The sequence below is a fragment of the Streptomyces sp. B21-083 genome, assembly GCF_036898825.1.
Classification (GTDB): domain Bacteria; phylum Actinomycetota; class Actinomycetes; order Streptomycetales; family Streptomycetaceae; genus Streptomyces.
In genome coordinates this window covers 3,436,572-3,462,691 of the sequence record NZ_JARUND010000001.1, presented here as the reverse complement: position 1 = coordinate 3,462,691, position 26,120 = coordinate 3,436,572, and the positions used below count along the sequence as shown (strand labels likewise).

Genomic DNA, 26,120 nt, shown 5'->3' with positions numbered 1-26,120 from the left:
AGAGAGGGTGCGCCCATTGTCGGACGTACCGCTCGCCGCGTCCAGTCACCCACTGGGACCCCTCGGTCACCCACGCGACCGCGCGACGGTTACTCGGAGAGGATCGCCTCCGCGTCCAGCGTGGTGGCGACGGCATGGACGACCGCCGCGATCCTGAACGCCTCCTGCACCGTCTCCCGGTCGACGTCCGCCGCGCGGAGCACCCGCTCGTGGGCGTCCAGACAGGCGCCGCAGGCGTTGACGGCGGACACCGCCACCGACCACAGCTCGACGTCGGTCCGCTCCACGCCCGGGTCGCCGAGCACGTTCGCCCGCAGCCCGGCGCGCAGCCGCCCGTACTCCGGGTCGGAGAGCAGATGGCGAGTGCGGTGGAAGACGTTGCTCATCGCCATCGCGGCGGCGGTGGAGCGCGCGGCCGTGTACGCCTCCGGGGAGAGACGCGCCCTGGCCTCCGGCCCCAGCTCGCGCAGCACACGCGGCGAGCGGGACGCGATCGCGCAGACCAGCACCGTGCCCCACAGCTGCTGCCCGGTGAGACGGGAGCCGTCGACGACCTTCGCCAGGTTGAGGCGCAGGTCCGCCGCGTAGTCCGGCAGGGCGGACTTCAGTTCCGCGAGGCCCATACCCACTCACCACCATTGATCAGACGAATCCCCACACTCTGCCATGTCGATCCACGACCAGCTCCGCACCGGCCACTTCGCCGCCCCGGCCCCGACCCGCCGGATCGGCCTCGCGACGCGCGCGGGCGCCGTGCGGGACGCGGAGTACGCCCGTACGGGTGGTGGGTGAGAAAACAGGTGACCGTTCGATCAAATGAGCGTCGAACAAAGCCCGTCGAACGGCGAGAGATCTCAACTTCCGTCAGGTAAGGAGACCCCGGTCTGAATATGCGCCCGGACTGATACACATACCCCCTCAGTGCTACGCGTCAGGCGTATGTGCGAAATGCCGGTGAGCAAGGCCAAGGGGAGTGATGTCGGTCATCCGCGATTCCGTCTCCCCGGATTCCCTCGGCCGCGTCGGCTACGGCCTGCTGCTCGACGCCCTCGCCGAGTGCGGTCAGGAGGAGTACACCGGGGCACTGCGCGCGGCCGGCAGCCCCGGCGGGGCCTTCCACTTCCGGCGCGGACTGGTCGTCGGCGCCGAGAGCCCCGGCGCCCCGGGCCCTGAGGCGTTGCTCCTGCGCTCCCGCCGGATCAGTGGCGAGGAGTGGGCCGAGCTGGTGCGGGAGGCCGTGGGAGCGCGCTGGCCGCGGGCGCGACCCTCGACCTGTTCCAGGGCCGTACGGTCGTGATGATCGAGGACGTGTTCAAGGAACGGCGGGGCACCCAGAGCGACCAGCACTTCTTCCAGGAGATCCTCGTCAACAGCGAAAACCTCACTCACCTGTTCGTGCGGCTGAACGAGCAGCAGGACGTCGTCGCCGTGGTCGTCTGCCGCAAGGCGGTCAACGTCGGCATGGTCTATCGCCCAGGTGCGGCGGGTGGTCAAGGAGTACAGCCTCTGAACATCCGCCGAGCGGACCGTCAGACCGCGCACGGGCCCCTCCCCCGGAAACCGAGGTCCGGGGGAGGGGCCCGTGCGATGGGCAGGCGCGCGTGGAGCTATTCCGCTACTCCGTCCGCAGGCCGTCCGGCCGCATCATCCGCAGCAGCGGCGGCAGACTCAGCACCGTCACCAGCAGCACGACGCCCGCGCCGATGCCGGTCATCGCCAGTACGGCCGCCCAGTCGACGTGGACCGACGAGTTCGTCATCTTCAGCAGGACGACGCCCAGCGCCAGCCCCACCCCCGACGACAGCACCAGACCCAGCCCGATCGGGATGGCCGTCTGCCACAGCACCGACAGACTCAGCGTGCGACGCCGGGTGCCGAAGGCGACCAGGGACGACAGCAGCTTCCGGCGCTCGCGCAGCTGCTCCAGCTGGGAGACCAGCAGGCTCACCCCGATCAGCAGCAGGACGCAGGCGGAGCCGACGAACAGACCGGTGCGGATCGAGTTGAACTGCTTGGAGCGGTTGGTGGCCGCGTAGGTCGCGGGATCCGAGAGGGGATCGATCCGCGCCGCCGTGTTGCGGACCAGGTCGCGGGCGTCCGCCACGCCGGGATCGAGGGCGACGAAGATGCGTCCGGCGGCCTGCGCCACGACCTCCTTGGGCAGGGCGCCCGGTGTGACGAGGACGCCACCGCGCTCGACCCCGGACGGGTCCTCGCGCGGCTCGACCTGCCGGAGGCTCGCCGGCACCGTCCAGGCGACCGCCGGTTTCTCGCTCTGCGAATAGCTCGGGCTGACCCACAGTTTCCGGCCCGGCTTGACCAGCAGGGATGTGTCATGGTCGTACTCGACACCCCGCACGGTGAAGACGTCGCCGTCCCGGCACGAGGGGATCGCGCCCACCTCACGCAGCGCCGCGCAGTCGCCGATGGTCACCTCGGCGTACTTCTTGGGGGACTTGGCCTTCTCGCCCACCGAACCGTAGGACAGCACGGTGACCTTCTGGACGCCCTCGGTCCTCGCGAGCTGTCGGCCCGCCGGGAGGAGCGGGACGTCGTCGGGAACGCCGACCTCCATCTGGGCCCGGTCGACATCCTGCTTCGACGCGGTCGTGTAGCCGCCGGCGACCCCGTAGAAGAACATCTGCAGCGCGATCGCCCCGGCCACCGCAACCGCGATGCCGTTCACCATGCGGGCGGCCGTACCGCTGCTCAACTGAAGCCGTCGGACAGCCAGTTGCCAGGCGACCCCGCCGGAGCCGAGCCGGGCGACCGCCGCCTCGACGACCCAGGGCAGCAGCGCGGTCACCCCGGTGAGCAGCAGCGAGACACCGGCGATGACGAGAAGGTCGTTGAACTGCCCGGAGTCGTTGCCCTGCCCGATCATCGGGGCGAGCGCCGCGACCCCGCCCAGCGGCATCAGCAGCCGCCACCACAGCCGGCGGCGCGGGGGCCGGGCCGTACGCACCACACCGAGCGGTTCGATCACCACACCGCGCAGCGCGAACAGGGTGACCAGCACGGCGGCCACCGGCACGACGACCCCGACCAGGACGGCCAGCGCGGGCGCCGGATTCAGATCGCTGGGGAACACGCTCACGTCGAGGAGCTCGACGTAACCCGCGGCCTGGCGGCCGATCAGGAAGAAGACGGTGCCGAAGACGAGCCCGACCGCGGCGCCGGCGAACGCCTCGCCCGCGGCGATCCGCCGGGCCATCATGCCGTCGGCCCCGACCAGCCGCAGCGCGGCCAGCCGCCGGTCGCGCCGCTCACCGCCGAACCGTACGGCCGTGGCGATGAAGACACCGACCGGCATCAGCAGCACGATGAAGACGACGAGGGTGAGCAGGATCAGGACGGGATCCATCCCCTCGGACGTCGGATGCGGATCCCCGAACCGGTCTATCCGCGCCACCACACCACCGTTGAAATGGTGTTCGAGCCCCTCGCCCCCTCGGTAGAAGGAGAGTTCGGCGGGGCCGACGAGTCCGGTTTCGCCTATGGTGCCGATGATCCGGTCCGGCAGCCGCTTCCGCAGCAGCTTGCCGTCGTCGGACGTCAGCAGCCGTTCGAGAGCGGGCGAGACGATCATCTCCCCGACCGCGGGGAGCCTGTCGACCCCCGGCGGCAAGGGCGCTCGTAGCCCTTCGGGTTCCAGCTCCCGGCCGCGTATGTCGTCCGTACGGAAGGTCGTGTCGACTACGGCGGCGATCAGTGTGTTGTCGGCCTTCGGCATCTGCTTGTCGACGAACATGACGTCCTTGCGGGCGTCGTTGCGCTCGCCCCGGGCCGCCAGCGCGCTGGGGATGGCGGTCGTCAGCAGCAGCAACGCCACCCCCAGCCCGACCCCGACGGCCGTCAGCAGGACCCGTCCCCAGCCCTCGCGCCCGCCCGTGAAGGCGAACCGGACCCCCATGCCCAGGTCCCTGAACCTCCCCCACGCTCGGCTTCGCTCGCGCGGGAGGTGCCCCCATCGCAGATTCATACGACGCGCTCCATGTCCCGCGACTTCCCGTCCCGTACGACGATCTCGCGGTCCGAGTAGGCGGCCACCCGTGCCTCGTGCGTGACGAGCACGACGGCCGCGTTGGTCGACCGGGCCGCCTCGGTGAGCAGCTCCATCACTCGCTCGCCGTTGAGCGAGTCGAGGGCGCCGGTGGGCTCGTCGGCGAACAGCACCCGGGGGCTGGTGACCAACGACCGTGCCACGGCCACCCGTTGACCCTGGCCGCCGGACACCTCGCCGGGCCGCTTGCCCTTGAGGTCGTCGACCTCCAGCCGTTCCATCCAGGACAGCGCGGTCCGCTCGGCCTCCTTGCGGGAGGTGCCGTTCAGGCGGAGCGGGAGGGCCACGTTCTCGACGCAGGTGAGTTCCGGCACGAGCTGCCCGAACTGGAACACGAACCCGAACTCGGTGCGCCGCAGCTGACTGCGCTGGCCGTCGCTCATCCCGGCCATCTCCCGCCCGTTGTACGTGATCGAGCCGGAGTCGGGCGGGACGATCCCGGCGAGACAGTGCAGCAGGGTCGACTTGCCGGACCCGGACGGGCCCATCACGGCGACGACCTCGCCGGGGTGGATCGAGAACTCGGCGCCGTCGAGCGCGTTGGTCGGACCGTAGGCCTTGCGCAGGTCGGTCGCGACGAGCAGGGAACCGGGAGGAGGAGTCATCGGGTCGTCACCACCAGAGCGAGTTTGTCGAGGCGCGCGGAGGTCAGTTCCAGCCAGCGCAGATCGGCTTCGAGGTGGAACAGGGCGTGGTCGCAGATGAGCTGGTCCGCGAGGTCGCCCTTGCGCTTGCGTTCGGTCAGCATGCGCATCATCCGCAGATGCTCGGCGCGCTGCGTGTCGAGGATGTCACCGGCGTCGCGGTGGGTGAGCAGCGCGAGGACGACCTTCGTGTAGAGGGTCGACTGCAGATACGGCTCGGGCTTCTCGGGTGTCGCGAGCCACCGCTGTACGTCGGTGATCCCGGAGTCGGTGATCGCGTACCGCTTCCGCTCGGGACCGTCGCCGGCCTCGATGCCGTCGACCTCGACGAGCCCGTGCTTCAGCAGCCGGGACATCGTCGAGTAGACCTGCCCGTAGTGCAGCGGGCGATCGTGACCGAACTTCTCGTCGAAGGCCCGCTTCAGGTCGTAGCCGTGTCGGGGGCCGGACTCCAGGAGTCCTAGAAGGGTGTGACCGATGGACATGGGGAGGACTATACGCACGGGGTATACGTGGTGTGTATACCCGCCGTGTATAGATCATGGTGATGGCTGACTGCGGGCGATGGGTGCGCAGGTGGGAGCCGGTTGTCACGGTTCTGTCACCGGGCTGCCGGACGGGCACGTCCAGCCCGTTGGGGGTCCCCCTCTGGGGGAGTTTGAGGACGAGGCCCTTCAGGCCGACGGGGGTCTGGGGACGGAGCCCCCAGGTGGCCGCCCACGACGCGGGATGGGACCCGTCTCCCCGGGCAACCTCCCCGCCTCCGCCAGAGCCCGCCGCAACAGAAACTCGATCTGCGCGTTGGCCGAGCGCAGCTCGTCCCCCGCCCAGCGGGCCAGTGCGTCGTACACGGCGGGGTCCAGCCGCAGCAGCACCTGCTTGCGCTGCTGCCGCGGCCGGCGCTCGGCGCGTTCGGGGTTCTCGGCGGCCGAACCCGCGGAGGGATCACTCACTGGTACAAGGACCCCGTGTTCACGACCGGCTGGGCCGCGCGGTCGCCGCACAGCACCACCAGGAGGTTCGACACCATCGCCGCCTTCCGTTCCGAGTCCAGCTCCACGATGTCCTGCTCGGCGATCCGGGCGAGCGCGGCCTCGACCATCCCCACCGCGCCGTCGACGATCAGCCGCCGCGCCGCGACGACCGCCCCCGCCTGCTGCCGCTGGAGCATCGCCGAGGCGATCTCGGGAGCGTACGCGAGGTGGGTGAAGCGGGACTCGATGATCTGGACACCGGCCGCCTGCACGCGCGCGTGCAGCTCGACGGCCAGCTTCTCGGTGATCTCCTCGGCGTTGCCGCGCAGCGAGAGCCCGCCCTCGTCATGGGCGTCGTACGGGTACTCGATGGCGATGTGCCGGACGGCCGCCTCGGTCTGCGTGGCCACGAACTCCAGGAAGTCGTCGACCTCGAAGCTGGCCTGCGCGGTGTCCTTGACCTTCCAGACCACGACGGCCGCGAGTTCGATCGGGTTGCCGTAGGCGTCGTTCACCTTGAGGACGGCGGTCTCGTGGTTGCGTACCCGCGTCGAGATCTTCGAGCGCGAGGTGAGCGGGTTCACCCAGCGCAGCCCGTCCTGCCGGATCGTCCCCCGGTACCGCCCGAAGAGCTGGACCACCCGGGCCTCGCCCGGCGCGACCATGTTCAGGCCGCACATCGCGATGAAGGCGGAGAGGCTGATCAGGACTCCGGGGATGATCATGGCCGCCTTGGCTCCGCCGCCGGAGACGGCTGTCGCGCCGACGATCATGCCGACGCCGAGTACGAGTCCGAGCAGCCCCAGCAGCAGAGCGGCGCCGCCGCCGATGCTGCGCGCCGGGAACTCCCGGACCTGCGGATCGGGCATGTCGGGCAGATCGACCGCGGGATCGGCGGTCGGAGTGGAGCCGTGTGTGGTCATGGACGGTGCCCCCGTTTCGTGCCTGTCGTCTGTGTCGTCTCTGTCGTGGCCGAGTAGTACTGGCCGCCGACGACCTAGCAGCGTTCTAGCTAAGTGATAGCACTTTAGCGGCTGCGGCAACCTTCCGCACCCCCCGGTAGTCGGTTCCAGTGGGGCGGGTGCTGATTGTCACGTCCGGAAAAGGGGGCCTCGAAAGCTCGTCGTCTTATCCGCCGGTGTTAGTTTTCTGAGCTGACCTGAGCCATGAACCTGTGCGAAGAAGGAAGCGGAGCGAAGCGACCCATGGGACGAGCGGACGAGAGACGAGCGCGGCAGCATCGCGGTGGCCGCCGCGCGGCGCCCAAGAGCTCCTCCAGGGATGCCTCGACCGAGACCGGAGCGGAGACCGGTACCGAGGGCGGGACCGCGACCGCGACCTTGGCTCCGGGCAGGGCGGCAAGCAGGGCGGCGGCGCGCGGCAAGACCGCCAAGAACGGCAAAGAAGGTAAGAGTTTCCTACGTCGGCTCTTCACCTGGAAGAAGATCCTCGGCGCGTTCTTCGGCTTCCTGCTGCTCGGCATGGGTGCCTTCGTCGTGATGTACCTGATGATCGACGTGCCCGCCGGCAACGCCGCCGCGGAGAAGCAGAGCAACGTCTACAAGTACAGCGACGGCGCAGTCCTCGCCCGCACCGGCACGGTCAACCGCGAGATCGTGGACCTGGACGAGGTGCCCAAGAAGGTCCAGCTGACCTTCGTCGCCGCCGAGAACAAGTCCTTCTACAAGGACGCCGGCGTCGACTTCAAGGGCACCGCCCGCGGTCTGATCAACACGCTCTCCGGCAAGGGCAAGCAGGGTGGTTCGACGATCACCCAGCAGTACGTCAAGAACTACTACCTGGAGCAGGACCAGACCATCACGCGCAAGCTGAAGGAACTGGTCATCTCGCTGAAGGTGGACCAGAAGAGGACCAAGGACTACATCCTCGCGGGATACATCAACACCAACTACTACGGCCGCGACTCCTACGGCATCCAGGCCGCCGCGCAGGCCTACTACCGTGTCGACGCCAAGGACCTCAGCGTCGCGCAGGGCGCGTACCTCGCCGCGCTGCTCCAGGCGCCGAGCCAGTACGACTGGTCGGCCGCCACCGACACCGGCAAGAAGCTCGTGACGGCCCGCTGGAACTACGTACTCGACAACATGGTCGGCGAGGGCTGGCTCGACAAGACCGAGCGCGACGCCATGAAGTTCCCGTACCCGAAGGACCCGAAGGGCGCCCCGGGCCTGGAGGGCCAGACCGGATACCTCGTCGACGCGGCCAGGGCCGAGCTGGCCAGGCAACTCGTCGCCCAGGGCACGGCCGACGACACCAACAGCGCCAACGCGCTGGTCGACAAGGGCGGTTGGACGATCACGCTCAACGTCGACCGGAAGAAGCAGACCGCGCTGGAGCAGGCCGTCAAGAGCCAGCTCACCAGCAAGCTCGACGCGAAGAAGCGCAAGGTCGACGGCATGGTCCAGGCCGGTGCCGCGTCCGTCGACCCGAAGACCGGTCGGGTGCTCGCGCTGTACGGCGGCACCGACTACTTCAAGCACTACATCAGCAACGCGACCCGGCGCGACTACCAGCCCGCGTCCACCTTCAAGCCGATCATCCTCGCGGCGGCCATGGAGGAGCAGGCGCGTACGCAGGACGGCGACGTGATCAACCCGAACACGATCTACGACGGCACGAGCGGCCGGCAGGTCGTCTCCGACGGCAAGAAGGTCGGCTTCGGCCCGCCGAACGAGGACGACGCGGACTACGGCGACGTCACCGTCCAGACCGCGATGAACAAGTCGATCAACTCGGTGTTCGCGCAGATGGGCGTCGACGTCGGGATGTCCGAGGTCATGAAGGTCGCGGACGAACTCGGCCTGGACACCACCGGGTTGCAGGCGGTGCCCGCACAGACCCTCGGCACGATGGGCGCGAGCCCACTGGAGATGGCCGGCGTCTACGCCACCCTCGACAACCATGGCCGCAAGGTCACCCCGGCCATCGTGAAGTCGGCCGAACACAAGGACCGTACGGTCGAGATGCCTTCGCCGCTCGGCGAGCAGATCATCACCCCCGAGGCCGCCGACGCGGTCACGTCGGTGCTCACAGGCGTGGTCGACGACGGTACGGCCCGGGCGTCGGTGGCCCAGGCGGAGAACCGCAAGGGCCAGCAGGTGGCAGGCAAGACGGGTACGTCCGACGAGAACAAGTCGGCCTGGTTCACCGGCTACACGCCCGGTCTGGTCACCTCGGTCGGCCTGTTCGGCGAGGACACGAAGGCCAAACGACAGGTCTCCCTCAAGGGCGCCACGGGTCTCATCACCGCGGGCGGCGGCCGGATCAACGGCGGTGGCTACCCGGCGAAGATCTGGGCGACGTACACGTTCGGCACGATGGGCAAGGTGACCAAGTTCGACCTGGACACCTCGTTCGGAGCGGCCGTGAAACCGACGCCGACGCCGACGCCCACCCCGACCCCGTCCGACACCACCTCGGAGTCGCCGTCGCCGACCCCGACGCCGACTCCCACCCCGACCCCGACGCCGACCCCGACGCCGACCCCGACTCCCACGCCGACCCCCACTCCCACGCCGACCCCGACGCCGACCCCGACTCCGACGCCCGACGACGGCGGCGGCGTCATCCCTGATCCGCCCGGGGGCGGCGGGCAGTAGCCGTGCACGACGTGAGGGCACCCCGCATACGCGGGGTGCCCTCACGGTTCAGCGTCGGCTCAGGTCCGGCCCAGCTCGAACCAGACCACCTTCCCCGTGCTCAGCCGGGTCGCACCCCAGCGCCGGGCCAGCCGGTTGACGAGATACAGTCCCCGCCCACCCTCGTCCGTGGCCCGTGCCTGCCGCAGCCGTGGCAGCTGCGGCACGTCGTCGCCGACCTCGCAGCGCAGTACGTCGGTCCGCAGCAGCCGGAGGGTGATCGGCCGGGACGCGTAGCGCACCGCGTTGGTCACGACCTCGCTGACCAGCAGCTCCACCGAGTCCGTCATCTCCTCCAGACCCCAGCGGGACAGCGCGCGCCGGGCGAGCCGACGGGCCCGGCCGGGCGCCGCGTCCTCCGGGTCCAGGTACCAGTACGCGACGTCGCTCGGCGCGATGCCGTCGAAGCGGGCGGCGAGCAGCGCGATGTCGTCGTCCCGGTCACCCGGGCCGAGCATGTCGAGCACCTCGTCGCACAGCGCTTCGAGGGGCGGCGGATGGTCCGGCCCGGTCAGCTGGGCGGTCGCGGCGAGCTTCTCGCGCAGCTGCTCTATGCCGGTCCAGACGTCCCGCAGCCGGGACTCGACGAGCCCGTCCGTGTAGAGGAACAGGGTGGCACCGGCGGGCGCGTCCAGTTCCACGGCCTCGAAGTCGACACCGCCGACCCCGATGGGCGCGCCGGACGGCACCTTGAGCACCTCGGCCCGGCCGCCCAGGTGCAGCAGGACGGGCGGCGGATGGCCGGCGTTGGCGATGGTGATCCGGTGCGACACCGGGTCGTACACCGCGTAGAGGCAGGTCGCCATGCGGTCCGTACCGAGCCGCTGGGCCTGCTCGTCGAGGTGGTGCAGGACCTCCTGCGGGGGCAGGTCGAGCCCGGCGAGGGTCTGCGCCGTCGTCCGCAGCTGGCCCATGATGGCCGCGCTGGTCATGGAGTGCCCCATGACGTCACCGACGACGAGCGCGACCCGGCTGCCCGGCAGCGGGATGGCGTCGTACCAGTCACCGCCGACGCGGGCCGTCTCCGCGGCCGGGAGATAACGGGACGCGAGCCGTACGCCGGTCGGGCGCGGCAGGGTCTCCGGCAGCATCGTGCGCTGCAGCTCGTCGGCGATGTAGGCCTCGCGGCCGTACAGCACCGCCTTGTCGATGCCGAGGGCGCTGTGGGTGGCGAGCTGGGCGGCGACCAGCAGATCGTCCGTCTCGAAGGGGATCCGCTCCGGCCGGCGCAGGAAGAGCGCGGCTCCGATGACGCGTCGCCGGCCGCGCAGCGGAGCGAGGATCGCGCGCTGGCCGTCCGGGACCTCCAGATCGCAGCCCTCGCCGAGGAGTTCGGGCAGGGCGGCGCGGGCGGCGGGCGCGTCCGCGAAGACGGGCCGGACACCGCGCAGCACCTCGGCGAGCGCGCCGCCGGGACGCACCTCGCACAGTTCGGCGCTGACCGGGGACAGCTCGGGCAGCGGCTGCGGGACGGCGGAGGTGGCCAGGAAGCCGTTCTCGGTGTCCCGCTCCTGCGGCAGCCGGTCGGTACGGCGCAGCCGCAGCACCAGCGGGCCGGTGGGCCGCTCGTCGCCGACGGGCAGCGGGTCGCGCAGATAGACCAGGATCGTGTCGGAGAACGTCGGCACGGTGGCCCGGCACAGCCCCATCACGATCTCGTCGAGGTCGATGCCCCGGGCGATCCGCCGGGTGGCGGCGCCGACGAACCGCAGCCGGTCGCCGTCCCGCCGCATCGGCAGGGGAGTGCCGGCCGCGTTGCCCTGCCCGGAACGCCGCTCCCTGCCCGCGAGATCGCTCGCGGCCGGGTCGGCGCCGGCGCCCTCGTCGGGGCCGTTCGGGCTCGGGTGGGTCTCCGTGGCGTGCTGCTCCGTCGCGTGGTTCTCCGTGCCCGGGCGGCCCGTCTCGGCGCCCGGCTGGACCGGGATGCTGTCCGGCGCCGGACGCGGGCGGTGCGCGTCGGGTTCGGTCGAGGACGGCTGGTCGGACTGCGAGTGCTCCGGCCCGGGGGTGGCCGGGGGACCGGCGGGGTTGGGCCCCGTGGAGCCTGACGTACCGGTTCCCGTACTCGAGCTGGATGCCATCGCGCCTGTTCCCGCCTCTGTTCCCGCTGTTCCCGCGTCGTGCGCGGTCGTACCGGCGCCGCCGACGGTCTCGGGGCTCTCGGAGCCTGTCCCGGGGCAGGCGGCGGCCTCCGGTCCACCGGCGGCGCCTTTCTGCCCTGTCGTCTGCTTCGGCAGCGGCACAGCCGCCGCCTCCGGGGAACGCAGCAGCGCCCCGCGGGTATCCGCGGGGATGTCCGGCCGGCCGGTGCCCGGCCGACGGCGCTCGTGCGAGGTGGGTTGCTCCGTCACGCGTGTCGAATCCATCCGTCCGGGGCTGCGCGTTGTACACGCAGTTGGTCCCGCCGACTTCCCGATACCCGGAATACGTGCCCCAGGAACGGAAAACCGGCGTGGTCAGAGGTTGTTCCTGATGCACCGGCGAGCCCTGGTCGGCCCTGACCGGTGTTGCCCTCGTACCCCTCGCTCACGTCCTGCCGCCCCTCGGTGACGTATGGTCAGGCTCAGCGCATGTTCCGGGAGTTACGGTTGTGCGCCCTTGCGGAGGACGATCCTACGGTTGCGTACCGGGGGCGCATCAAGGGTCTCATGACGACATGTGCGCGGGCGTACGGTCCCAGTCCTCCGGCAGTGACGGTACAGCCCAGGACGGATCCGGGCGCCAGTGCTGCCAGCCATCCGCGAACGGCGCCCCCCAGGCCTGGATGACCTCCACCGCACGACGCCCCGCTTTCCGTACCCTTTCGGCGAGTTGGGCGTCCATCAGTCCGGCCTGCTGGGCCTGCGCGAACTCGTCCTCGTCGCGCCACTCCCAAGTGCGGTCGGGATTCACGGTGATGTCGAGAAAATGGTCCTCGGAGTCGACGCCGCCGGCCCAACGGGCAAGCGGCTCCTCCAGGTTCACGTACCAGTTCTTGAACTGCCAGCCCGGCTCCCAGAAAAGCCACACCGACCACGGCTCACCGGGCCGCGCCAGCTTCAGCACCCCGGTGCCGAACCAGCGGTCGCGCTGTACGGTCCTGGGCTTGGTGTACCGCGACTCCAGCGGCTCCACATGCACGGGCGTACCGTCCGCCAGCACAGGCTTGACGCACTCGGTGCCCGGCGCCATCCACACCGCGAGCAGCTCGGAGTCGTCCCGCACGACGGTGACGGGACGCACGATGTGGAAGCGGTCCCCGGAGTTCTCACGGTACCGCCACAGGATCTGACTCCCGGGGGACCAGTACGCCGCTGATCCGCCCGCTTCCACTCGTCTCAACGCTCCGTCGTCTGCCATGAAGAGATATTAGGTGCCACAGGCATACGACGCCGCAGTGCGTGTCACGGTTCACGCCAGTGGCCGGATGACGTTACGGGCGCGTCATCCGCAGGACATCCAGCGCGCTGTCGAGCTGCTCGACGGAGAGATCACCACGCTCCACATACCCACCTTCCAGGACGACTTGGCGAATCGTCTTCTTCTCGGCGAGCGACTTCTTGGCCACCTTGGCCGCTTCCTCGTACCCGATGTACTTGTTGAGCGGCGTGACGACGGACGGCGAGGACTCGGCGTACTCGCGTGCCCGTTCCCGGTGGGCGACGATCCCGTCGACGGTCCGGTCGGCGAGCAGCCGCGAGACGTTGGCGAGCAGCCGTACGGACTCGAGAACGTTCTTCGCGATCACGGGCAGCATGACATTGAGCTCGAAGTTCCCGGCGGCACCGGCGGTGGTGACGGTGAGGTCGTTGCCGATGACCTGCGCGGAGACCATCAGTACGGCCTCGGGGATCACGGGATTGACCTTGCCGGGCATGATGGACGACCCCGGCTGGAGATCGGGCAGGCTGATCTCGGCGAGCCCGGTGCGCGGTCCGGAGGCCATCCACCGCAGATCGTTGGCGATCTTGGTGAGCGAGACAGCCACGGTCCGCAACTGCCCACTGGTCTCGACGATCCCGTCCCGGGCCCCCTGTGCCTCGAAGTGATCGCGAGCCTCGGTCAGGGGCAACCCGGTGGTGCGGGCGACTTCCTCGATCACGGCGGCGGAGAACCCGGGAGGCGTGTTGATCCCGGTGCCGACGGCCGTGCCACCGAGGGGCAGTTCGGCGAGCCGGGGGAGCGAGGCGCGCAGCCGCTCCACGCCGTACCGCACCTGGGCCGCGTACCCGCCGAACTCCTGTCCGAGTGTCACGGGTGTGGCATCCATGAGATGCGTACGCCCCGACTTCACGACGTCGGCGAACTCCTCGGACTTGCGCGTGAGGGCGTCGGCGAGGTGTTCGAGGGCGGGGATCAGCTCGCGGGTGACGGCGGCGGTGGCGGCGATGTGGATGGAGGAGGGGAACACGTCGTTGGACGACTGCGAGGCGTTGACGTGGTCATTGGGGTGTACGTCCCTGCCGAGCCGCTCACTGGCGAGGCTCGCGATGACCTCGTTGGCGTTCATGTTGGACGAGGTACCGGAGCCGGTCTGGAACACGTCGACGGGAAAGTGCTCGTCCCAACGGCCCCCGGCGACCTCGTCCGCGGCCTCCTGAATGGCGTCGGCGATGTCCGTGTCGACCACACCGAGCCGCGCGTTGACCTTCGCGGCGGCACCCTTGATCCGCGCGAGCGCCTCGATATGGGCACGCTCGATACGTTGCCCGGAGACAGGGAAGTTCTCGACGGCACGCTGAGTCTGGGCCCGCCACTTGGCATGAACGGGGACACGGACCTCCCCCATGGAGTCATGCTCGGTCCGGAACTCCTGCGGATGCTGATGCGGATGCTGGTCGGGCGTAGTCATCGTCGTACCTCCGGAAGGGACAGCGCGGGTCTGGAAGGACGTATTCCCCCGAAGCCGAGCACAAGCGCGACGGCTCCTCCACCTCGGGCCTGGACACACGGGCCTTCTTTCCCCACCCAGCCGCCCTTGCCTTCTGCAGCCGGGGTCGGGGTACGTGGGCCTTCTTTCCCACCCACCCGCCCTCGCCGTTTCTGCAGCCGGGGTGGGGACACGCGGGCCTTCTTTTCCCACCCACCCGCCCTTGCCTTCTGCAGCCGGGGTCGGGACACGCGGGCCCTCTTTCCCACCCACCCGCCCCCGCCGCTTCCGCGGCCCAGGTCGCCCGCCCGGCTGCTCCGGCGCCGGAGCAGCGCGGCCGGTGCCGCGCAGGTCGCGTTTCCCGCCCGCCCACCCGCTCCGCTTCCCAGCCCGTCCGGCGTTTGAGGACGAGGCCGTTCAGGCCGAAGGGGGTCCAGGGGCACAGCCCCTGGCGGGGTCGAAGGGGCGGAGCCCCTGGGGATGGGACGGGTAGGGGCGGCGGGGGCGAAACACCCCGACGCCCACCTCACTCACCCCACACCCCCACCCCGACTACACCAACCCCAGCCCCGGCCCCCGCACCGGAATACTCGTGAACGTAGGCGCCGGCGCCGGATCCTTGAAGAAGTCGTTGCCCTTGTCGTCGACCACGATGAACGCCGGGAAGTCCTCCACCTCGATCTTCCACACCGCCTCCATCCCGAGTTCCTCGTACTCGACGACCTCGACCTTCTTGATGCAGTCCTGGGCCAGCCGCGCGGCAGGCCCCCCGATCGACCCGAGATAGAACCCACCGTGCGCGTCACACGCGTCGGTGACCTGCGCCGACCGGTTCCCCTTCGCCAGCATCACCTTGGACCCGCCCGCCGCCTGGAACTGCTCGACGTAGGAGTCCATGCGCCCGGCGGTGGTCGGCCCGAACGACCCCGACGCGTACCCCTCGGGCGTCTTCGCCGGCCCGGCGTAGTACACCGGGTGGTCCTTCAGGTACTGCGGCATCTCCTCACCCGCGTCCAGCCGCTCCTTGATCTTGGCGTGCGCGATGTCACGCGCCACGACCAGCGGCCCGGAGAGCGACAACCGCGTCTTCACGGGGTACTTGCTCAGCTCGGCGAGGATGTCGTCCATCGGCTGGTTGAGGTCGATCCTGACCACGTCCGACGCCTCGTCGAGATGCTCGTCCGTCGTCTCCGGCAGGAACCGCGCCGGGTCGGTCTCCAACTGCTCAAGGAAGACACCCTCGGCCGTGATCTTCGCGACGGCCTGCCGGTCGGCCGAGCAGGACACGGCGATGGCGACGGGACACGAGGCACCGTGCCTCGGCAGCCGCACCACCCGCACGTCGTGGCAGAAGTACTTGCCGCCGAACTGCGCCCCGATCCCGATCCGCTGCGTCAGCTCGAAGACCTTCTCCTCCAGCTCCTTGTCCCGGAAGCCGTGACCGAGCGGCGAACCCTCGGCGGGAATCTCGTCCAGGTAGTGCGCGGAGGCGTACTTGGCGGTCTTTAGCGCGTACTCGGCGCTCGTGCCGCCCACCACGATCGCCAGGTGGTACGGCGGACAGGCGGCCGTACCCAGCGAACGGATCTTCTCCTCCAGGAACTTCATCATGGAGGCCTCGTTCAGGACGGCCTTCGTCTCCTGGTAGAGGAACGACTTGTTGGCCGAGCCGCCGCCCTTGGCCATGAAGAGGAACTTGTAGGCGCCGCCGTCGGTGGCGTACAGCTCTATCTGGGCCGGCAGGTTGGAGCCGGTGTTCTTCTCCTCCCACATGGTGAGCGGAGCCATCTGCGAGTAGCGCAGGTTCAGGTTCAGATAGGCGTCGTAGATGCCCTGGGACAGGGCCGCCTCGTCCCCACCCGTCGTGAGGACGTTCTGCCCGCGCTTGCCCATGACGATCGCCGTACCGGTGTCCTGGCACATGGGGAGCACGCCGGCCGCCGCGATGTTGGCGTTCTTCAGCAGGTCCAGCGCCACGAACTTGTCGTTGTTCGACGCCTCGGGGTCGTCGATGATCCGCCGCAGCTGCGCCAGGTGGGCCGGCCGCAGATAGTGCTGGATGTCGTGGATGGCCTCCGAGGCGAGCTTGCGCAGCGCCTCCGGCTCGACCTTGAGGAACGTCCGCCCGTCGGCCTCGAAGGTGGAGACACCCTCGGAGGTCACCAGCCGGTACGGGGTGGTGTCCTCTCCCATGGGGAGCAGATCGGTGTACGCGAACTCAGGCATCTCGCCCATTCCTCACTCGACGAAGACAGCGGCCTGCCTTCATCGGCGGGCGCCCACCAGCGTATGACCTGCCGGCAGAGAACAGCTTGTTAGGTAAGACTCAGTTGAGAGGGAGGTGGCTCGAACGAGTTTGCCCGCCGTCGTCGGCTCCGCGAGTCCACTCCGTCCGTCCCTCCACACCCCTAGTCGCGATCTATCGCGTTTGGGTACGCTGCTCCCGTGGACCTTCAGAAGCACACCGAACCGCGCGTCGGCGAACTCCGCGCGTCGGACGCCGACCGTGACCGCATCGCGGACCTGCTGCGCGAGGCGCTGGCCGAGGGCCGCCTCACGCCCGACGAGCACGCCGAGCGCGTCGAGGGCGTCCTGAGCGCCAAGACGGTCGGCGAACTGGAGGTCTTCGTCCGGGACCTCCCCGCCGGCCACCAGCCCCACCCATCCCACCAGTCCCACGCACCCAGGGCCGCCGCCGGGTGGGGATACACCCCCGCCCCCAACCACCCCACCCCGGGCGCGATCCCGCTCGACCCGGACGACAACGTGGTGGCGGTCTTCAGCAGCGCCGTCCGCAAGGGCCGCTGGCGCGCGGGCCGCCGTATGCACGCGTACGCGATCTTCGGCAGCGTCGAGATCGACCTCAGCGAGGCGATGTTCGAGTACCAGCAGGTGGTGATCAAGGCGATCTCGGTCTTCGGGAGCGTCGAGATCCGCGTCCCGGAGAACGTCTCGTTGCGCGGCACGGGCGGCGGTGTGCTCGGCAACTTCGAGGTGAGCACGCTGGATTCGGGTGATCCCGACGCACCCGTGGTCTACGTGGACGGTCTGGCCATACTCGGCAACGTCGAGGCGAAACCCAAGCGGGGCAAGATGATCGAGAACATCCTCGACCACGTCTCCCGCAAGGTCGACAGGGGTTTGCGCAAACACCTGGGTCATTGACGGTGGTGAATTCGGTCGCACCCGAAGGGATTCGGTCAGGTCGCGACGCCTCGGCAGGCCCTGGAGCCTCAGCGGTCGGGAACTCAGTGCATAGGCGCGCGCACAGCGGGTAGGGCTTGCTGCATCGTCTCTTGGAGGGTGCCGTGGGCTTCACGCGGAACCCGGTACGCCCGGCACGCGCGCGCCTTGCGATCGCACGCCCCGGACGCTCCGGACCCGTCGCCCCGGCCCACGTGGGCCCCACGGCTCCCTCCAGCTCGCGAAGAAGCCGTCGTCAGGAGTAGACCGTGCTGCAACCGCCGCATTCGTCCCTGCAGGTCGCTGCCGTTCCGCCCCAGCGGGTGCCAGTGCGAGAGAGGGACCAGGACGCCCCGTGGCACACCGAGGCGGTGTGCCGGCGCGACGAGGCGGGTCTCTTCTTCGCACCGTCCAAGGAACCGACCGCGGCCCGGCTGTCCCGGGAGCAGGCGGCCAAGCGGGTGTGCGGTGGCTGTCCGGTCATGGTCGAGTGCCGAGAACACGCGCTGCTGCAACCCGAGCCGTACGGCGTCTGGGGCGGCCTCACCGCCGCCGAACGCCGCGTGGTCCTGGCCAGGCGCCGACGCCGCGAAATAGAACTCAACAAGGCCGCCCGCGGCCCCATAGCCGCAGCGGGCTGACCAGCCTCGGCCACGCCGGTCAGCGAAACAGGGGGCGCCCCTCCGCACAGAGGCACCCCCTGCTTCTGCATGGCCTCCGCGGCACGAGAATCCGGCGCGAGCCTGCTGGGGTCGTCCACGGGGGCGCCCCTTAGGTAGGGGCGCGGGGAACCGTGCGACCGCCCCCACCGACCCGGGGTCGCCCGTGGCCCGTGGCCCGAACGAACTTACAGCCGGCCGCAGGCCCTACTTGGCGCGGTCGAAGTCGATCGCGCTGTACGCCCGCAGCTTGCTGAGCCGATGCTCGGACGAGATCTGCCGCACCGTCCCCGACTTCGACCGCATCACGATCGACTCCGTCGTCGCCGTCTCCGACCGATAACGAACCCCGCGCAGCAACTCGCCGTCGGTGATCCCGGTGGCGACGAAGAACACGTTCTCGCCGGAGACCAGGTCGTCGGTCGTCAGCACGCGGTCGAGGTCGTGCCCCGCGTCCACCGCCCGCTGCCGCTCCTGGTCGTCCTTCGGCCACAGCTTGCCCTGGATGGTGCCGCCGAGGCACTTCACGGCGCAGGCCGAGATGATGCCCTCGGGCGTGCCGCCGATGCCCAGCAGCAGATCGACGCCGGTGCCCTCGCGCAGGGCGAGGATCGAACCGGCGACATCGCCGTCGGAGATCAGCTTCATACGAGCGCCGGTCTCCCGGATCTCCTTGATGATGCCGACGTGGCGCGGCCGGTCGAGGATGACGACGGTGACGTCCTCGGGCGTGACCCGCTTGGCCTTGGCGACCCGGCGGATGTTCACGGACACGGGCGCGTTGATGTCGACGAAGTCGGCGGCGTCCGGCCCGGTGACCAGCTTGTCCATGTAGAACACGGCGGACGGGTCGAACATCGACCCGCGGTCGGCCGCCGCGAGGACCGCGATGGCGTTCGTCATGCCGTTGGCGGTCAGGGTCGTACCGTCGATCGGGTCGACGGCGATGTCGCACTCGGGCCCGGTCCCGTCGCCGACCTGCTCTCCGTTGAACAGCATGGGCGCCTCGTCCTTCTCGCCCTCTCCGATGACGACGACGCCGTTCATCGAGACGGTCGAGACGAGGGTCCGCATGGCGCGTACCGCGGCACCATCGGCGCCGTTCTTGTCACCGCGGCCGACCCAGCGGCCCGCGGCCATCGCGGCGGCCTCGGTCACCCGGACGAGTTCCAGGGCGAGGTTGCGGTCGGGAGCCTCGGAGGGGACTTCGAGTTCGGACGGCAGATGATGATGCTCGGTCATCGAGACGCACCTTTCTGATACGGCGACGGCCGGATGAGGGTGTGGGTCCCGACTCTATCGCCAGGCAGACAAAATGAGCAGGGGGCCCCACGGATGAGCGGGCGGGTGCACCTGCGACGATAGGGGGCGTGGCAGGTTCGAACGGTAGGAACGGCAAGCAGAAGTCGGCCCGGGACATGATTCTTTCCCTGGGCCTCATCAGTCTCGCGGCGGGAGTGATCTATGTCTTCGTCCCGCACGACGACTCCACTCCCGACGTCAAAAGGGTCGACTACCGCGTCGAGTTGCTGACGGCTCGCCGCGCGGCGAGCTACCCGGTGGCCGCGCCCCAGGGCCTGCCGGCCGACTGGAAGGCGACGTCGGTGCGTTTCTCCGGCGACAACTTCGACGCGTGGCACCTGGGTTTCCACGACTCCGAGGGTGAGTACGTGGCGGTGGAGCAGTCCGCTCAGAAGCCGGCCGTCTTCATCGACGAAGCCACCCAGAAGGCCCGGGAGACGAAGGTCACCCAGCGCATCGGTGACGCGACGTGGACGCGGTACGAGGGCGAGAAGTACGACGCGCTGGTGCTGCGCGAGAAGGGTTCCACCACGGTGGTGGCGGGCACGGCGCCCTTCGACCGCCTGACGAAGATGGCCCAGGCCCTGAAGACGACGTAGGAATCGGCTTTGAAGACGACGTAGGAATCCGGATGGGCACGACTCATGACTGAGGCCCCCGGCTCGATCGAGCCGGGGGCCTCAGTCATGAACGCGTCGCTATGCGCCCGTACGTCGGCGTGGGACGTCAGACGGTGGTGATGACCTCGTCGTACGCCAGACGGGGGGAGCGCGGGTACCAGGCGTCGGCGCCCGGCTTGCCGATGTTGATGACCATCAGCGGGGTGTGGTCACCGTCCAGGAACTCCTTCTGGACGCCCGCGAAGTCCAGGCCGGTCATCGGGCCGGCGGCGAGGCCGGCGGCGCGCACGCCGATGATGAAGTACGCGGCCTGCAGGGCGGCGTTGAGACCGGCGGCACCCTCACGGGAGGAACGCTCGGCGAAGAAGAGGTCCTTGGCCTGGGGGAAGGCCGGGAAGAGGGCCGGCAGCTCCTCGTGGAACTCGTTGTCGGCGGAGAGGATCGCGACCAGCGGCGCGGTGGCGGTCTTCGCCTGGTTGCCCTCGGCCATGTGCTGCACGAGGCGCTCGCGGGCCTCGGCGGAGCGGACCAGGGTGATGCGCAGCGGGGTCTGGTTGAACGCGGTCGGGCCGTACTTGACCAGGTCGTAGATCGCCTGCATCTGCTCGTCCGACACCGGCTCGTCGGTGAACGTGTTGGCGGTACGGGCCTCGCGGAACAGGAGGTCCTGGGCGGCGGGGTCAAGAACGAGAGACATGGCAGACCTTCTGTAGACGTGCGTCGGATCCGGCGGGATCAGCTGACGACATCGACAGTACAAAGAAGAAGTTCAAGGTTCAACAAAAGGTGATGGATGGTGATCCTCTTCACAGAAAACGAGACGGGACCACCACCAGGTCACTCGGAGCCGGAGCCGGAGCCGGAGGAAGAGTCGTCCTCCTCGCGGTCCCCCGCCGACGATCCCTCGGCCAGGGCCGCGTCGAGCCGCTTGCGCGCCCCCTCCAGCCACTGCCGGCACACCTTGGCCAGTTCCTCGCCGCGCTCCCAGAGGGCGAGGGACTCCTCCAGCGTCGTACCGCCCACCTCCAGCCGCCGTACGACCTCGATCAGCTCGTCCCGCGCCTGCTCGTAGCCGAGCGCCTCACTCACGTTGCTGGTCATGCGCACACCCTAAACATCGGCAACATCGGCAACATCGGCAACATCGGCAACATCGACCCGGACAGTGAACTCGCCCTCGGCGACCCGCGCCCGCAACGTCTCGTCGGCCGCCACCTCGTCCGGATCCCGGACCACGTGTCCGTCGGGCCGCTGCAGCACGGCGTACCCGCGCCGCAGGGTCGAGGCGGGGGAGAGGCCCACCACGCGCGCGTGGGTGTGCGACAGCTCGGAATCGGCGCGGTCGAGGAGATGGCCGAGGGTGCGCCGCGCCCGTTCGGTGAGGGAGGCGACATGGTCGGCCCGTTCGTCGATCATCCGGTGCGGATCCTCCATGGCCGGCCGGGCAAGGGCGTGCGCGAGCCCTCGCTCCTCCCGCTCGACGAAGGCGTGGACGGACCGCCGGGCCCGATCGAGCAGCAACCGCACCCGCTCGTACTCCTCGCCCACGTCGGGTACGACCTTCTTGGCGGCGTCGGTGGGAGTGGACGCCCGCAGATCCGCCACGTAGTCGAGGAGCGGATGGTCGGGTTCGTGCCCGATGGCGGAGACGACGGGCGTACGACAGGCGGCGACCGCCCGTACGAGCTGCTCGTCGGAGAAGGGCAGCAGATCCTCCACGCTCCCGCCACCGCGAGCCACGACAATCACATCCACCTCGTCGAGGTCGTCGAGCTCCTTCACGGCCTGGACGACCTGCGGTACGGCGTGCACGCCCTGTACGGCGACGTTGCGCACCTCGAAACGGACGGCGGGCCAGCGTCGGCGGGCGTTCTCCAGGACGTCCCGCTCGGCCGCGGAGGCGCGCCCGCACACGAGCCCGACGAGGTGCGGCAGAAAGGGCAGCGCCTTCTTCCGCTCGGCGGCGAACAGCCCCTCGTTGCCCAGGGCCTTCTTCAACTGCTCCAGGCGGACGAGCAGTTCCCCGACCCCCACGGGCCGTATCTCGGTGGCCCGCAGTGACAACTGCCCTCGCGGCGCGTACCACTCGGGCTTGGCGAGTACGACGACACGGGCCCCTTCGCTCACCACATCCGCGACGTCGTCGAACACCTGCCGAAAGCAGGTGACGGCGACGGAGATGTCGTGCGAGGGGTCACGCAACGTCAGAAACACCACGCCGGCGCCCGGCCGCCGCGACAGCTGGGTGATCTGCCCCTCGACCCACACGGCGCCGAGCCGGTCGATCCACCTCCCGATGAGCCGCGACACCTCACCGACAGGCAGCGGAGCGTCAGCGGATGTGTTGAGAGCCATACCGCGAGACTAACGGCCAGGACTGACAACGACCGGCCCGCACCTCCAGCGGCGAAATCCACACAATCGTTGCCGCACCTGGCCTTACGATGGTTCACATGACCGCTTCGTCTGGCCGCCGTGTCCTGCTCGCCGCCCCCCGGGGCTACTGCGCGGGCGTGGACCGCGCCGTGATCGCCGTCGAGAAGGCCCTCGAACAGTACGGGGCGCCCATCTACGTCCGGCACGAGATCGTGCACAACAAATACGTCGTACAAACCCTCGAAAAGAAGGGCGCGATCTTCGTCGAGCGGACCGCGGAGGTCCCCGAGGGGTCCATCGTCATGTTCTCCGCGCACGGTGTCGCCCCCGTCGTCCACGACGAGGCCGCCGCCGGCAAACTCGCGACCATCGACGCGACCTGCCCCCTCGTCACCAAGGTCCACAAGGAAGCCGTCCGCTTCGCGAGCGAGGACTACGACATCCTCCTGATCGGTCACGAGGGCCACGAGGAGGTCATCGGCACCTCCGGCGAGGCCCCCGACCACATCACCCTGGTCGACGGTCCGAAGGACGTCGCCAAGGTCGAGGTCCGCGACGAGTCGAAGGTCGTCTGGCTGTCCCAGACCACCCTCTCCGTGGACGAGACGATGGAGACCGTCGACGCCCTCAAGGAGAAGTTCCCGCTGCTCATCTCCCCGCCCAGCGACGACATCTGCTACGCCACCCAGAACCGTCAGCTCGCGGTGAAGCAGATGGGCGAGGAGGCGGAGCTGGTGATCGTCGTCGGCTCCAAGAACTCCTCGAACTCGGTCCGGCTGGTCGAGGTCGCGAAGCTCGCCGGCTCCCGCGAGGCGTACCTCGTGGACTTCGCCGACGAGATCGACGAGGCCTGGCTGGACGGCGTGTCGACGGTCGGCGTCACCTCGGGCGCGTCGGTCCCCGAGATCCTCGTCGAGCAGGTCCTGGAGTGGCTGTCGACGCGTGGCTTCGAGGACGTGGAGCTCGTCAAGGCGGCCGAGGAGTCCATCACGTTCTCGCTGCCGAAGGAGCTGCGCCGCGACCTGCGGGCGGAGGCGGCCGAGCTGGTGGCCCGCCGCACGGGCGCGGCGCCCGCGACCACCCCCTCGGGTGAGTGACTGTCAGTCGTACGCCGTAACGTAGAGCCATGCACATCTTCGGCGTGGACATCGGTGGGTCAGGGATCAAGGGCGCCCCTGTGGACCTGGACAGGGGCGACCTCGCGGAGGAGCGCTTCAAGGTGCTGACCCCGCACCCGGCCACCCCCGACGCGGTGGCGGACGGCGTGAAGGAGGTCGTCGACCACTTCGGGTGGACGGGCCCGGTCGGGATCACGTTCCCGGGCGTGGTCACGGGCGGCTCGACGATCCGTACGGCGGCGAACGTCGACAAGAACTGGATCGACAGGGACGCGCGCGCGTTGCTGAGCGACCGCCTGGGCGGCCTCCCGGTGACGGTGCTGAACGACGCGGACGCGGCGGGCGTCGCCGAGATGCAGTTCGGCGCGGGCCGCGACCGCAGAGGCACGGTCGCCCTCCTCACCTTCGGTACGGGCATCGGCAGCGCCCTCTTCGTCGAGGGTGTCCTGGTTCCGAACACGGAACTGGGCCACCTGGAACTGCACGGCCACGACGCGGAGACCCGGGCGTCCACCAAGGCCAAGGACGACAACGAACTGACGTGGGAACACTGGGCCCACCGTGTCCAGAAGTACCTGGCCCATGTGGAGATGCTGTTCTCCCCCGAGCTGTTCATCATCGGCGGCGGCGTCAGCCGCAAGTCGCAGAAGTTCCTGCCGCTGATCGAGGGCATCAGGGCGGAGATCGTCCCCGCGCAGCTCCAGAACAACGCCGGGATCGTGGGCGCGGCGATGCGGGCGGCGAAGGAGTCGTAAAGGGAGTCGTAACGGAGTCGTGACCGGAGAACTCCGGCCCCCTTGGTCCCTGGGGAAGCCAGGCGACCGAGGGGGCGGCTCACACCGGCATACGGGTCCGTCCCGGCCGGCGGTTCATCAGGCGGATCTTCCGTACGGTCGCGATGACACCCGCGACGAGCGTCCCCCCGTACAACCAGCCGGCCTGGGTGGCGAGCGCGGTGACGATGCCCATCAGTTGGGAGAAGAACCCGCCGTCGCCGTCGGCCACGGGGAGCAGGCCCACGGTGAAGGCGATGGGTACGACGACGGGCGCGATCACCAGGTCGGCGCCCCGTACCCATGCCGCGGTCAGTGCGCACACCGGCAGGAACAGCACTCCGTACGCAGTCAGGGACGCCTCGAAAAGCAACTGGTCGAGACAGCCGAGCGCGAACATCACCGCGGCACAGAACAGCCCGCCGCCGAGCCCGGTGAGCCGGGGGTTGGGCATCCGGCGCAGGGCCCGCACGACCGGCGGGGCGGAGCGCCGCGCGGTGGCCGGGGGACGCCGGGATCCGGCCGCCGCCTGCCCGCCGGCCCGGCCGCCGCGCGGGTCCGCCGAGGCGCCGCGGCCGGGCCGGGCGGGGCCGGAGTGCGGGGGACGGTGTCGGATCCTGTGTTGCTCCACTGGACCAACCTAGGTCGGCCCGTACATGGAACGGCCCCTCAGACACGCCGACAGAGGGACTCTCGGACAGACCTTGTCCAAGCGTTCGACAGGGCGCCGGGTGGGGGTTTCGTCAGCCCGTAGACTGAGGGATCGTCTCCACCCTCCTCACCCTCCTCTCGTACGGGAAGTCGCAACGTGTCGCTCACGATCGGAATCGTCGGTCTGCCGAATGTCGGCAAGTCGACCATGTTCAACGCCCTGACCAAGAACGACGTGCTGGCGGCCAACTACCCGTTCGCCACGATCGAACCGAACGTCGGCGTGGTCGGTGTCCCGGACGCGCGTCTCGCGAAGTTGGCCGAGATCTTCGGCTCGCAGAAGATCCTTCCGGCGACGGTCGACTTCGTCGACATCGCGGGCATCGTGAAGGGCGCCTCGGAGGGCGAGGGCCTGGGCAACAAGTTCCTCGCGAACATCCGCGAGTCGGACGCGATCTGCCAGGTCATCCGCGCCTTCCAGGACGAGAACGTCGTGCATGTCGACGGCAAGGTCTCGCCGAAGGACGACATCGAGACGATCAACACCGAGCTGATCCTCGCGGACCTCCAGACGATCGAGAAGGTCCTGCCGCGCCTCCAGCGGGAGTCGCGCATCAAGAAGGACATCGGTCCGAAGGTCGCCGCGGTCGAGGCGGCGAAGGACATCCTGGAGCGAGGCGACACCCTGTTCTCCGCGGGCATCGTCCAGGGCTCCGGCAACGAGGAACTCCTCCACGACCTGCACCTCCTCACCACCAAGCCCTTCCTCTACGTCTTCAACGTCGACGAGGACGAACTGGTCGACGAGGCCTTCAAGGCCGAGCAGCGCGCCCTGGTCGCCCCCGCCGAGGCGATCTTCCTCAACGCCAAGCTGGAGGCGGACCTCGCCGAGCTCGACGAGGAGGAGGCTATGGAGCTTCTGGAGTCGGTGGGTGTCGAGGAGCCCGGCATGGCCACCCTGGCCCGCGTCGGCTTCGACACCCTGGGCCTGCAGACCTACCTGACGGCCGGCCCCAAGGAATCCCGCGCCTGGACCATCAAGAAGGGCGCCACCGCCCCCGAGGCCGCCGGAGTCATCCACACCGACTTCCAGAAGGGTTTCATCAAGGCGGAGGTCATCTCCTTCGAGGACCTGGTGGAAATGGGCTCGGTCGCCGAGGCCCGCGCCAAGGGCAAGGCCCGCATGGAGGGCAAGGAGTACGTGATGCAGGACGGGGACGTGGTGGAGTTCCGGTTCAACGTCTAGGCG

The 26,120-nt window shown here is 69.5% G+C and carries 24 protein-coding genes and 1 pseudogene; 10 read left to right on the top strand and 15 right to left on the bottom strand.

Annotation, left to right across the window (positions count from 1 at the left end):
• Nucleotides 1–89: 89 nt before the first annotated feature.
• Complete coding sequence (ahpD, locus tag QA861_RS15445; protein WP_334588902.1) at nucleotides 90–623, bottom strand: alkylhydroperoxidase, AhpD family; 534 nt, start codon at nucleotides 621–623, stop codon at nucleotides 90–92.
• A 43-nt stretch (nucleotides 624–666) separates the two neighbouring features.
• On the opposite strand from ahpD, the gene QA861_RS15440 reads away from it, so the two are divergent.
• The 3 genes and pseudogenes from QA861_RS15440 to QA861_RS15430 all read left to right on the top strand — a co-directional run.
• The gene (locus tag QA861_RS15440; protein WP_443041485.1) at nucleotides 667–792 is read left to right on the top strand and encodes a hypothetical protein; all 126 of its coding nucleotides are present in this window, start codon (nucleotides 667–669) and stop codon (nucleotides 790–792) included.
• Between the two features lie 184 nt (nucleotides 793–976).
• On the top strand, nucleotides 977–1,297 hold the full coding sequence (locus QA861_RS15435) for a hypothetical protein (RefSeq protein ID WP_334588901.1): 321 nt from the start codon (nucleotides 977–979) through the stop codon (nucleotides 1,295–1,297).
• Nucleotides 1,249–1,510 (top strand): annotated as a pseudogene (locus QA861_RS15430) (hypothetical protein); the annotation flags it as partial. The gene QA861_RS15435 and the pseudogene QA861_RS15430, both read left to right, overlap by 49 nt.
• A gap of 105 nt (nucleotides 1,511–1,615) precedes the next feature.
• Here the strand turns inward: QA861_RS15430 and QA861_RS15425 are convergent.
• The 5 genes from QA861_RS15425 to QA861_RS15405 all read right to left on the bottom strand — a co-directional run bounded on the left by QA861_RS15425 (nucleotide 1,616) and on the right by QA861_RS15405 (nucleotide 6,604).
• Nucleotides 1,616–3,913 (bottom strand): ABC transporter permease, encoded by a 2,298-nt coding sequence (locus QA861_RS15425; protein WP_334588900.1) that lies wholly within the window; start codon nucleotides 3,911–3,913, stop codon nucleotides 1,616–1,618.
• Nucleotides 3,914–3,978: 65 nt separating this feature from the next.
• Nucleotides 3,979–4,668 carry an ABC transporter ATP-binding protein gene (locus QA861_RS15420; RefSeq protein ID WP_334588899.1) on the bottom strand — a complete coding sequence of 230 codons (690 nt, stop codon included), beginning with the start codon at nucleotides 4,666–4,668 and terminating at the stop codon, nucleotides 3,979–3,981.
• Nucleotides 4,665–5,192: a PadR family transcriptional regulator gene (locus tag QA861_RS15415; RefSeq protein ID WP_334588898.1), complete on the bottom strand. Its 528-nt coding sequence runs from the start codon at nucleotides 5,190–5,192 to the stop codon at nucleotides 4,665–4,667. The genes QA861_RS15420 and QA861_RS15415 overlap by 4 nt, the downstream gene beginning before the upstream one ends.
• A 189-nt stretch (nucleotides 5,193–5,381) precedes the next feature.
• Entirely contained in the window at nucleotides 5,382–5,660 is a 279-nt protein-coding gene (locus tag QA861_RS15410; protein ID WP_334588897.1) for a type II toxin-antitoxin system antitoxin, read from the bottom strand.
• The gene (locus QA861_RS15405) at nucleotides 5,657–6,604 is read right to left on the bottom strand and encodes an SPFH domain-containing protein (RefSeq protein WP_334588896.1); all 948 of its coding nucleotides are present in this window, start codon (nucleotides 6,602–6,604) and stop codon (nucleotides 5,657–5,659) included. The genes QA861_RS15410 and QA861_RS15405 overlap by 4 nt, the downstream gene beginning before the upstream one ends.
• Before the next feature lie 282 nt (nucleotides 6,605–6,886).
• Here QA861_RS15405 and QA861_RS15400 point away from each other — a divergent pair, with 282 nt between their 5' ends.
• On the top strand, nucleotides 6,887–9,301 hold the full coding sequence (locus tag QA861_RS15400) for a transglycosylase domain-containing protein (RefSeq protein ID WP_334588895.1): 2,415 nt from the start codon (nucleotides 6,887–6,889) through the stop codon (nucleotides 9,299–9,301).
• Between the two features lie 59 nt (nucleotides 9,302–9,360).
• Here QA861_RS15400 and QA861_RS15395 read toward each other — a convergent pair whose 3' ends face one another.
• The 4 genes from QA861_RS15395 to QA861_RS15380 all read right to left on the bottom strand — a co-directional run bounded on the left by QA861_RS15395 (nucleotide 9,361) and on the right by QA861_RS15380 (nucleotide 16,424).
• On the bottom strand, nucleotides 9,361–11,421 hold the full coding sequence (locus QA861_RS15395; RefSeq protein WP_443041557.1) for a SpoIIE family protein phosphatase: 2,061 nt from the start codon (nucleotides 11,419–11,421) through the stop codon (nucleotides 9,361–9,363).
• A 565-nt stretch (nucleotides 11,422–11,986) separates the two neighbouring features.
• On the bottom strand, nucleotides 11,987–12,679 hold the full coding sequence (fomD, locus tag QA861_RS15390) for a cytidylyl-2-hydroxypropylphosphonate hydrolase (protein WP_334588893.1): 693 nt from the start codon (nucleotides 12,677–12,679) through the stop codon (nucleotides 11,987–11,989).
• Nucleotides 12,680–12,752: 73 nt separating this feature from the next.
• Nucleotides 12,753–14,171 carry a class II fumarate hydratase gene (locus QA861_RS15385; RefSeq protein WP_334588892.1) on the bottom strand — a complete coding sequence of 473 codons (1,419 nt, stop codon included), beginning with the start codon at nucleotides 14,169–14,171 and terminating at the stop codon, nucleotides 12,753–12,755.
• Between the two features lie 570 nt (nucleotides 14,172–14,741).
• Nucleotides 14,742–16,424 (bottom strand): fumarate hydratase, encoded by a 1,683-nt coding sequence (locus QA861_RS15380; protein ID WP_334588891.1) that lies wholly within the window; start codon nucleotides 16,422–16,424, stop codon nucleotides 14,742–14,744.
• Between the two features lie 210 nt (nucleotides 16,425–16,634).
• Between QA861_RS15380 and QA861_RS15375 the strand changes: the two genes are divergently transcribed.
• Together QA861_RS15375 and QA861_RS15370 are read left to right on the top strand one after the other, a co-directional pair.
• On the top strand, nucleotides 16,635–17,354 hold the full coding sequence (locus QA861_RS15375) for a DUF1707 SHOCT-like domain-containing protein (protein WP_334588890.1): 720 nt from the start codon (nucleotides 16,635–16,637) through the stop codon (nucleotides 17,352–17,354).
• 287 nt (nucleotides 17,355–17,641) lie between these two features.
• Nucleotides 17,642–18,013: a WhiB family transcriptional regulator gene (locus tag QA861_RS15370; RefSeq protein WP_334588889.1), complete on the top strand. Its 372-nt coding sequence runs from the start codon at nucleotides 17,642–17,644 to the stop codon at nucleotides 18,011–18,013.
• Nucleotides 18,014–18,238: 225 nt separating this feature from the next.
• On the opposite strand, the gene glpX is transcribed toward QA861_RS15370, so the two are convergent.
• Complete coding sequence (glpX, locus tag QA861_RS15365) at nucleotides 18,239–19,273, bottom strand: class II fructose-bisphosphatase (RefSeq protein ID WP_319092222.1); 1,035 nt, start codon at nucleotides 19,271–19,273, stop codon at nucleotides 18,239–18,241.
• A gap of 128 nt (nucleotides 19,274–19,401) precedes the next feature.
• On the opposite strand from glpX, the gene QA861_RS15360 reads away from it, so the two are divergent.
• Nucleotides 19,402–19,932, top strand: coding sequence for a DUF4245 domain-containing protein (locus tag QA861_RS15360; RefSeq protein ID WP_334588888.1), 531 nt, complete (start codon nucleotides 19,402–19,404; stop codon nucleotides 19,930–19,932).
• A gap of 127 nt (nucleotides 19,933–20,059) precedes the next feature.
• Here QA861_RS15360 and QA861_RS15355 read toward each other — a convergent pair whose 3' ends face one another.
• From QA861_RS15355 to xseA, 3 genes are all read right to left on the bottom strand, one after another.
• Nucleotides 20,060–20,650 carry a malonic semialdehyde reductase gene (locus QA861_RS15355; RefSeq protein WP_334588887.1) on the bottom strand — a complete coding sequence of 197 codons (591 nt, stop codon included), beginning with the start codon at nucleotides 20,648–20,650 and terminating at the stop codon, nucleotides 20,060–20,062.
• Between the two features lie 140 nt (nucleotides 20,651–20,790).
• Complete coding sequence (locus QA861_RS15350) at nucleotides 20,791–21,054, bottom strand: exodeoxyribonuclease VII small subunit (protein WP_334588886.1); 264 nt, start codon at nucleotides 21,052–21,054, stop codon at nucleotides 20,791–20,793.
• Nucleotides 21,055–21,063: 9 nt separating this feature from the next.
• On the bottom strand, nucleotides 21,064–22,308 hold the full coding sequence (gene xseA, locus QA861_RS15345) for an exodeoxyribonuclease VII large subunit (RefSeq protein WP_334588885.1): 1,245 nt from the start codon (nucleotides 22,306–22,308) through the stop codon (nucleotides 21,064–21,066).
• Between the two features lie 89 nt (nucleotides 22,309–22,397).
• Between xseA and QA861_RS15340 the strand changes: the two genes are divergently transcribed.
• On the top strand, nucleotides 22,398–23,426 hold the full coding sequence (locus QA861_RS15340; RefSeq protein WP_334588884.1) for a 4-hydroxy-3-methylbut-2-enyl diphosphate reductase: 1,029 nt from the start codon (nucleotides 22,398–22,400) through the stop codon (nucleotides 23,424–23,426).
• A 29-nt stretch (nucleotides 23,427–23,455) separates the two neighbouring features.
• A complete protein-coding gene (gene ppgK / locus QA861_RS15335) occupies nucleotides 23,456–24,202 on the top strand; it encodes a polyphosphate--glucose phosphotransferase (RefSeq protein ID WP_334588883.1) in 747 nt (248 codons plus the stop codon).
• 79 nt (nucleotides 24,203–24,281) lie between these two features.
• Here ppgK and QA861_RS15330 read toward each other — a convergent pair whose 3' ends face one another.
• The gene (locus QA861_RS15330; RefSeq protein ID WP_334588882.1) at nucleotides 24,282–24,851 is read right to left on the bottom strand and encodes a DUF6542 domain-containing protein; all 570 of its coding nucleotides are present in this window, start codon (nucleotides 24,849–24,851) and stop codon (nucleotides 24,282–24,284) included.
• Nucleotides 24,852–25,028: 177 nt separating this feature from the next.
• Between QA861_RS15330 and ychF the strand changes: the two genes are divergently transcribed.
• Complete coding sequence (ychF, locus tag QA861_RS15325; protein WP_334588881.1) at nucleotides 25,029–26,117, top strand: redox-regulated ATPase YchF; 1,089 nt, start codon at nucleotides 25,029–25,031, stop codon at nucleotides 26,115–26,117.
• Nucleotides 26,118–26,120 lie beyond the last annotated feature (3 nt).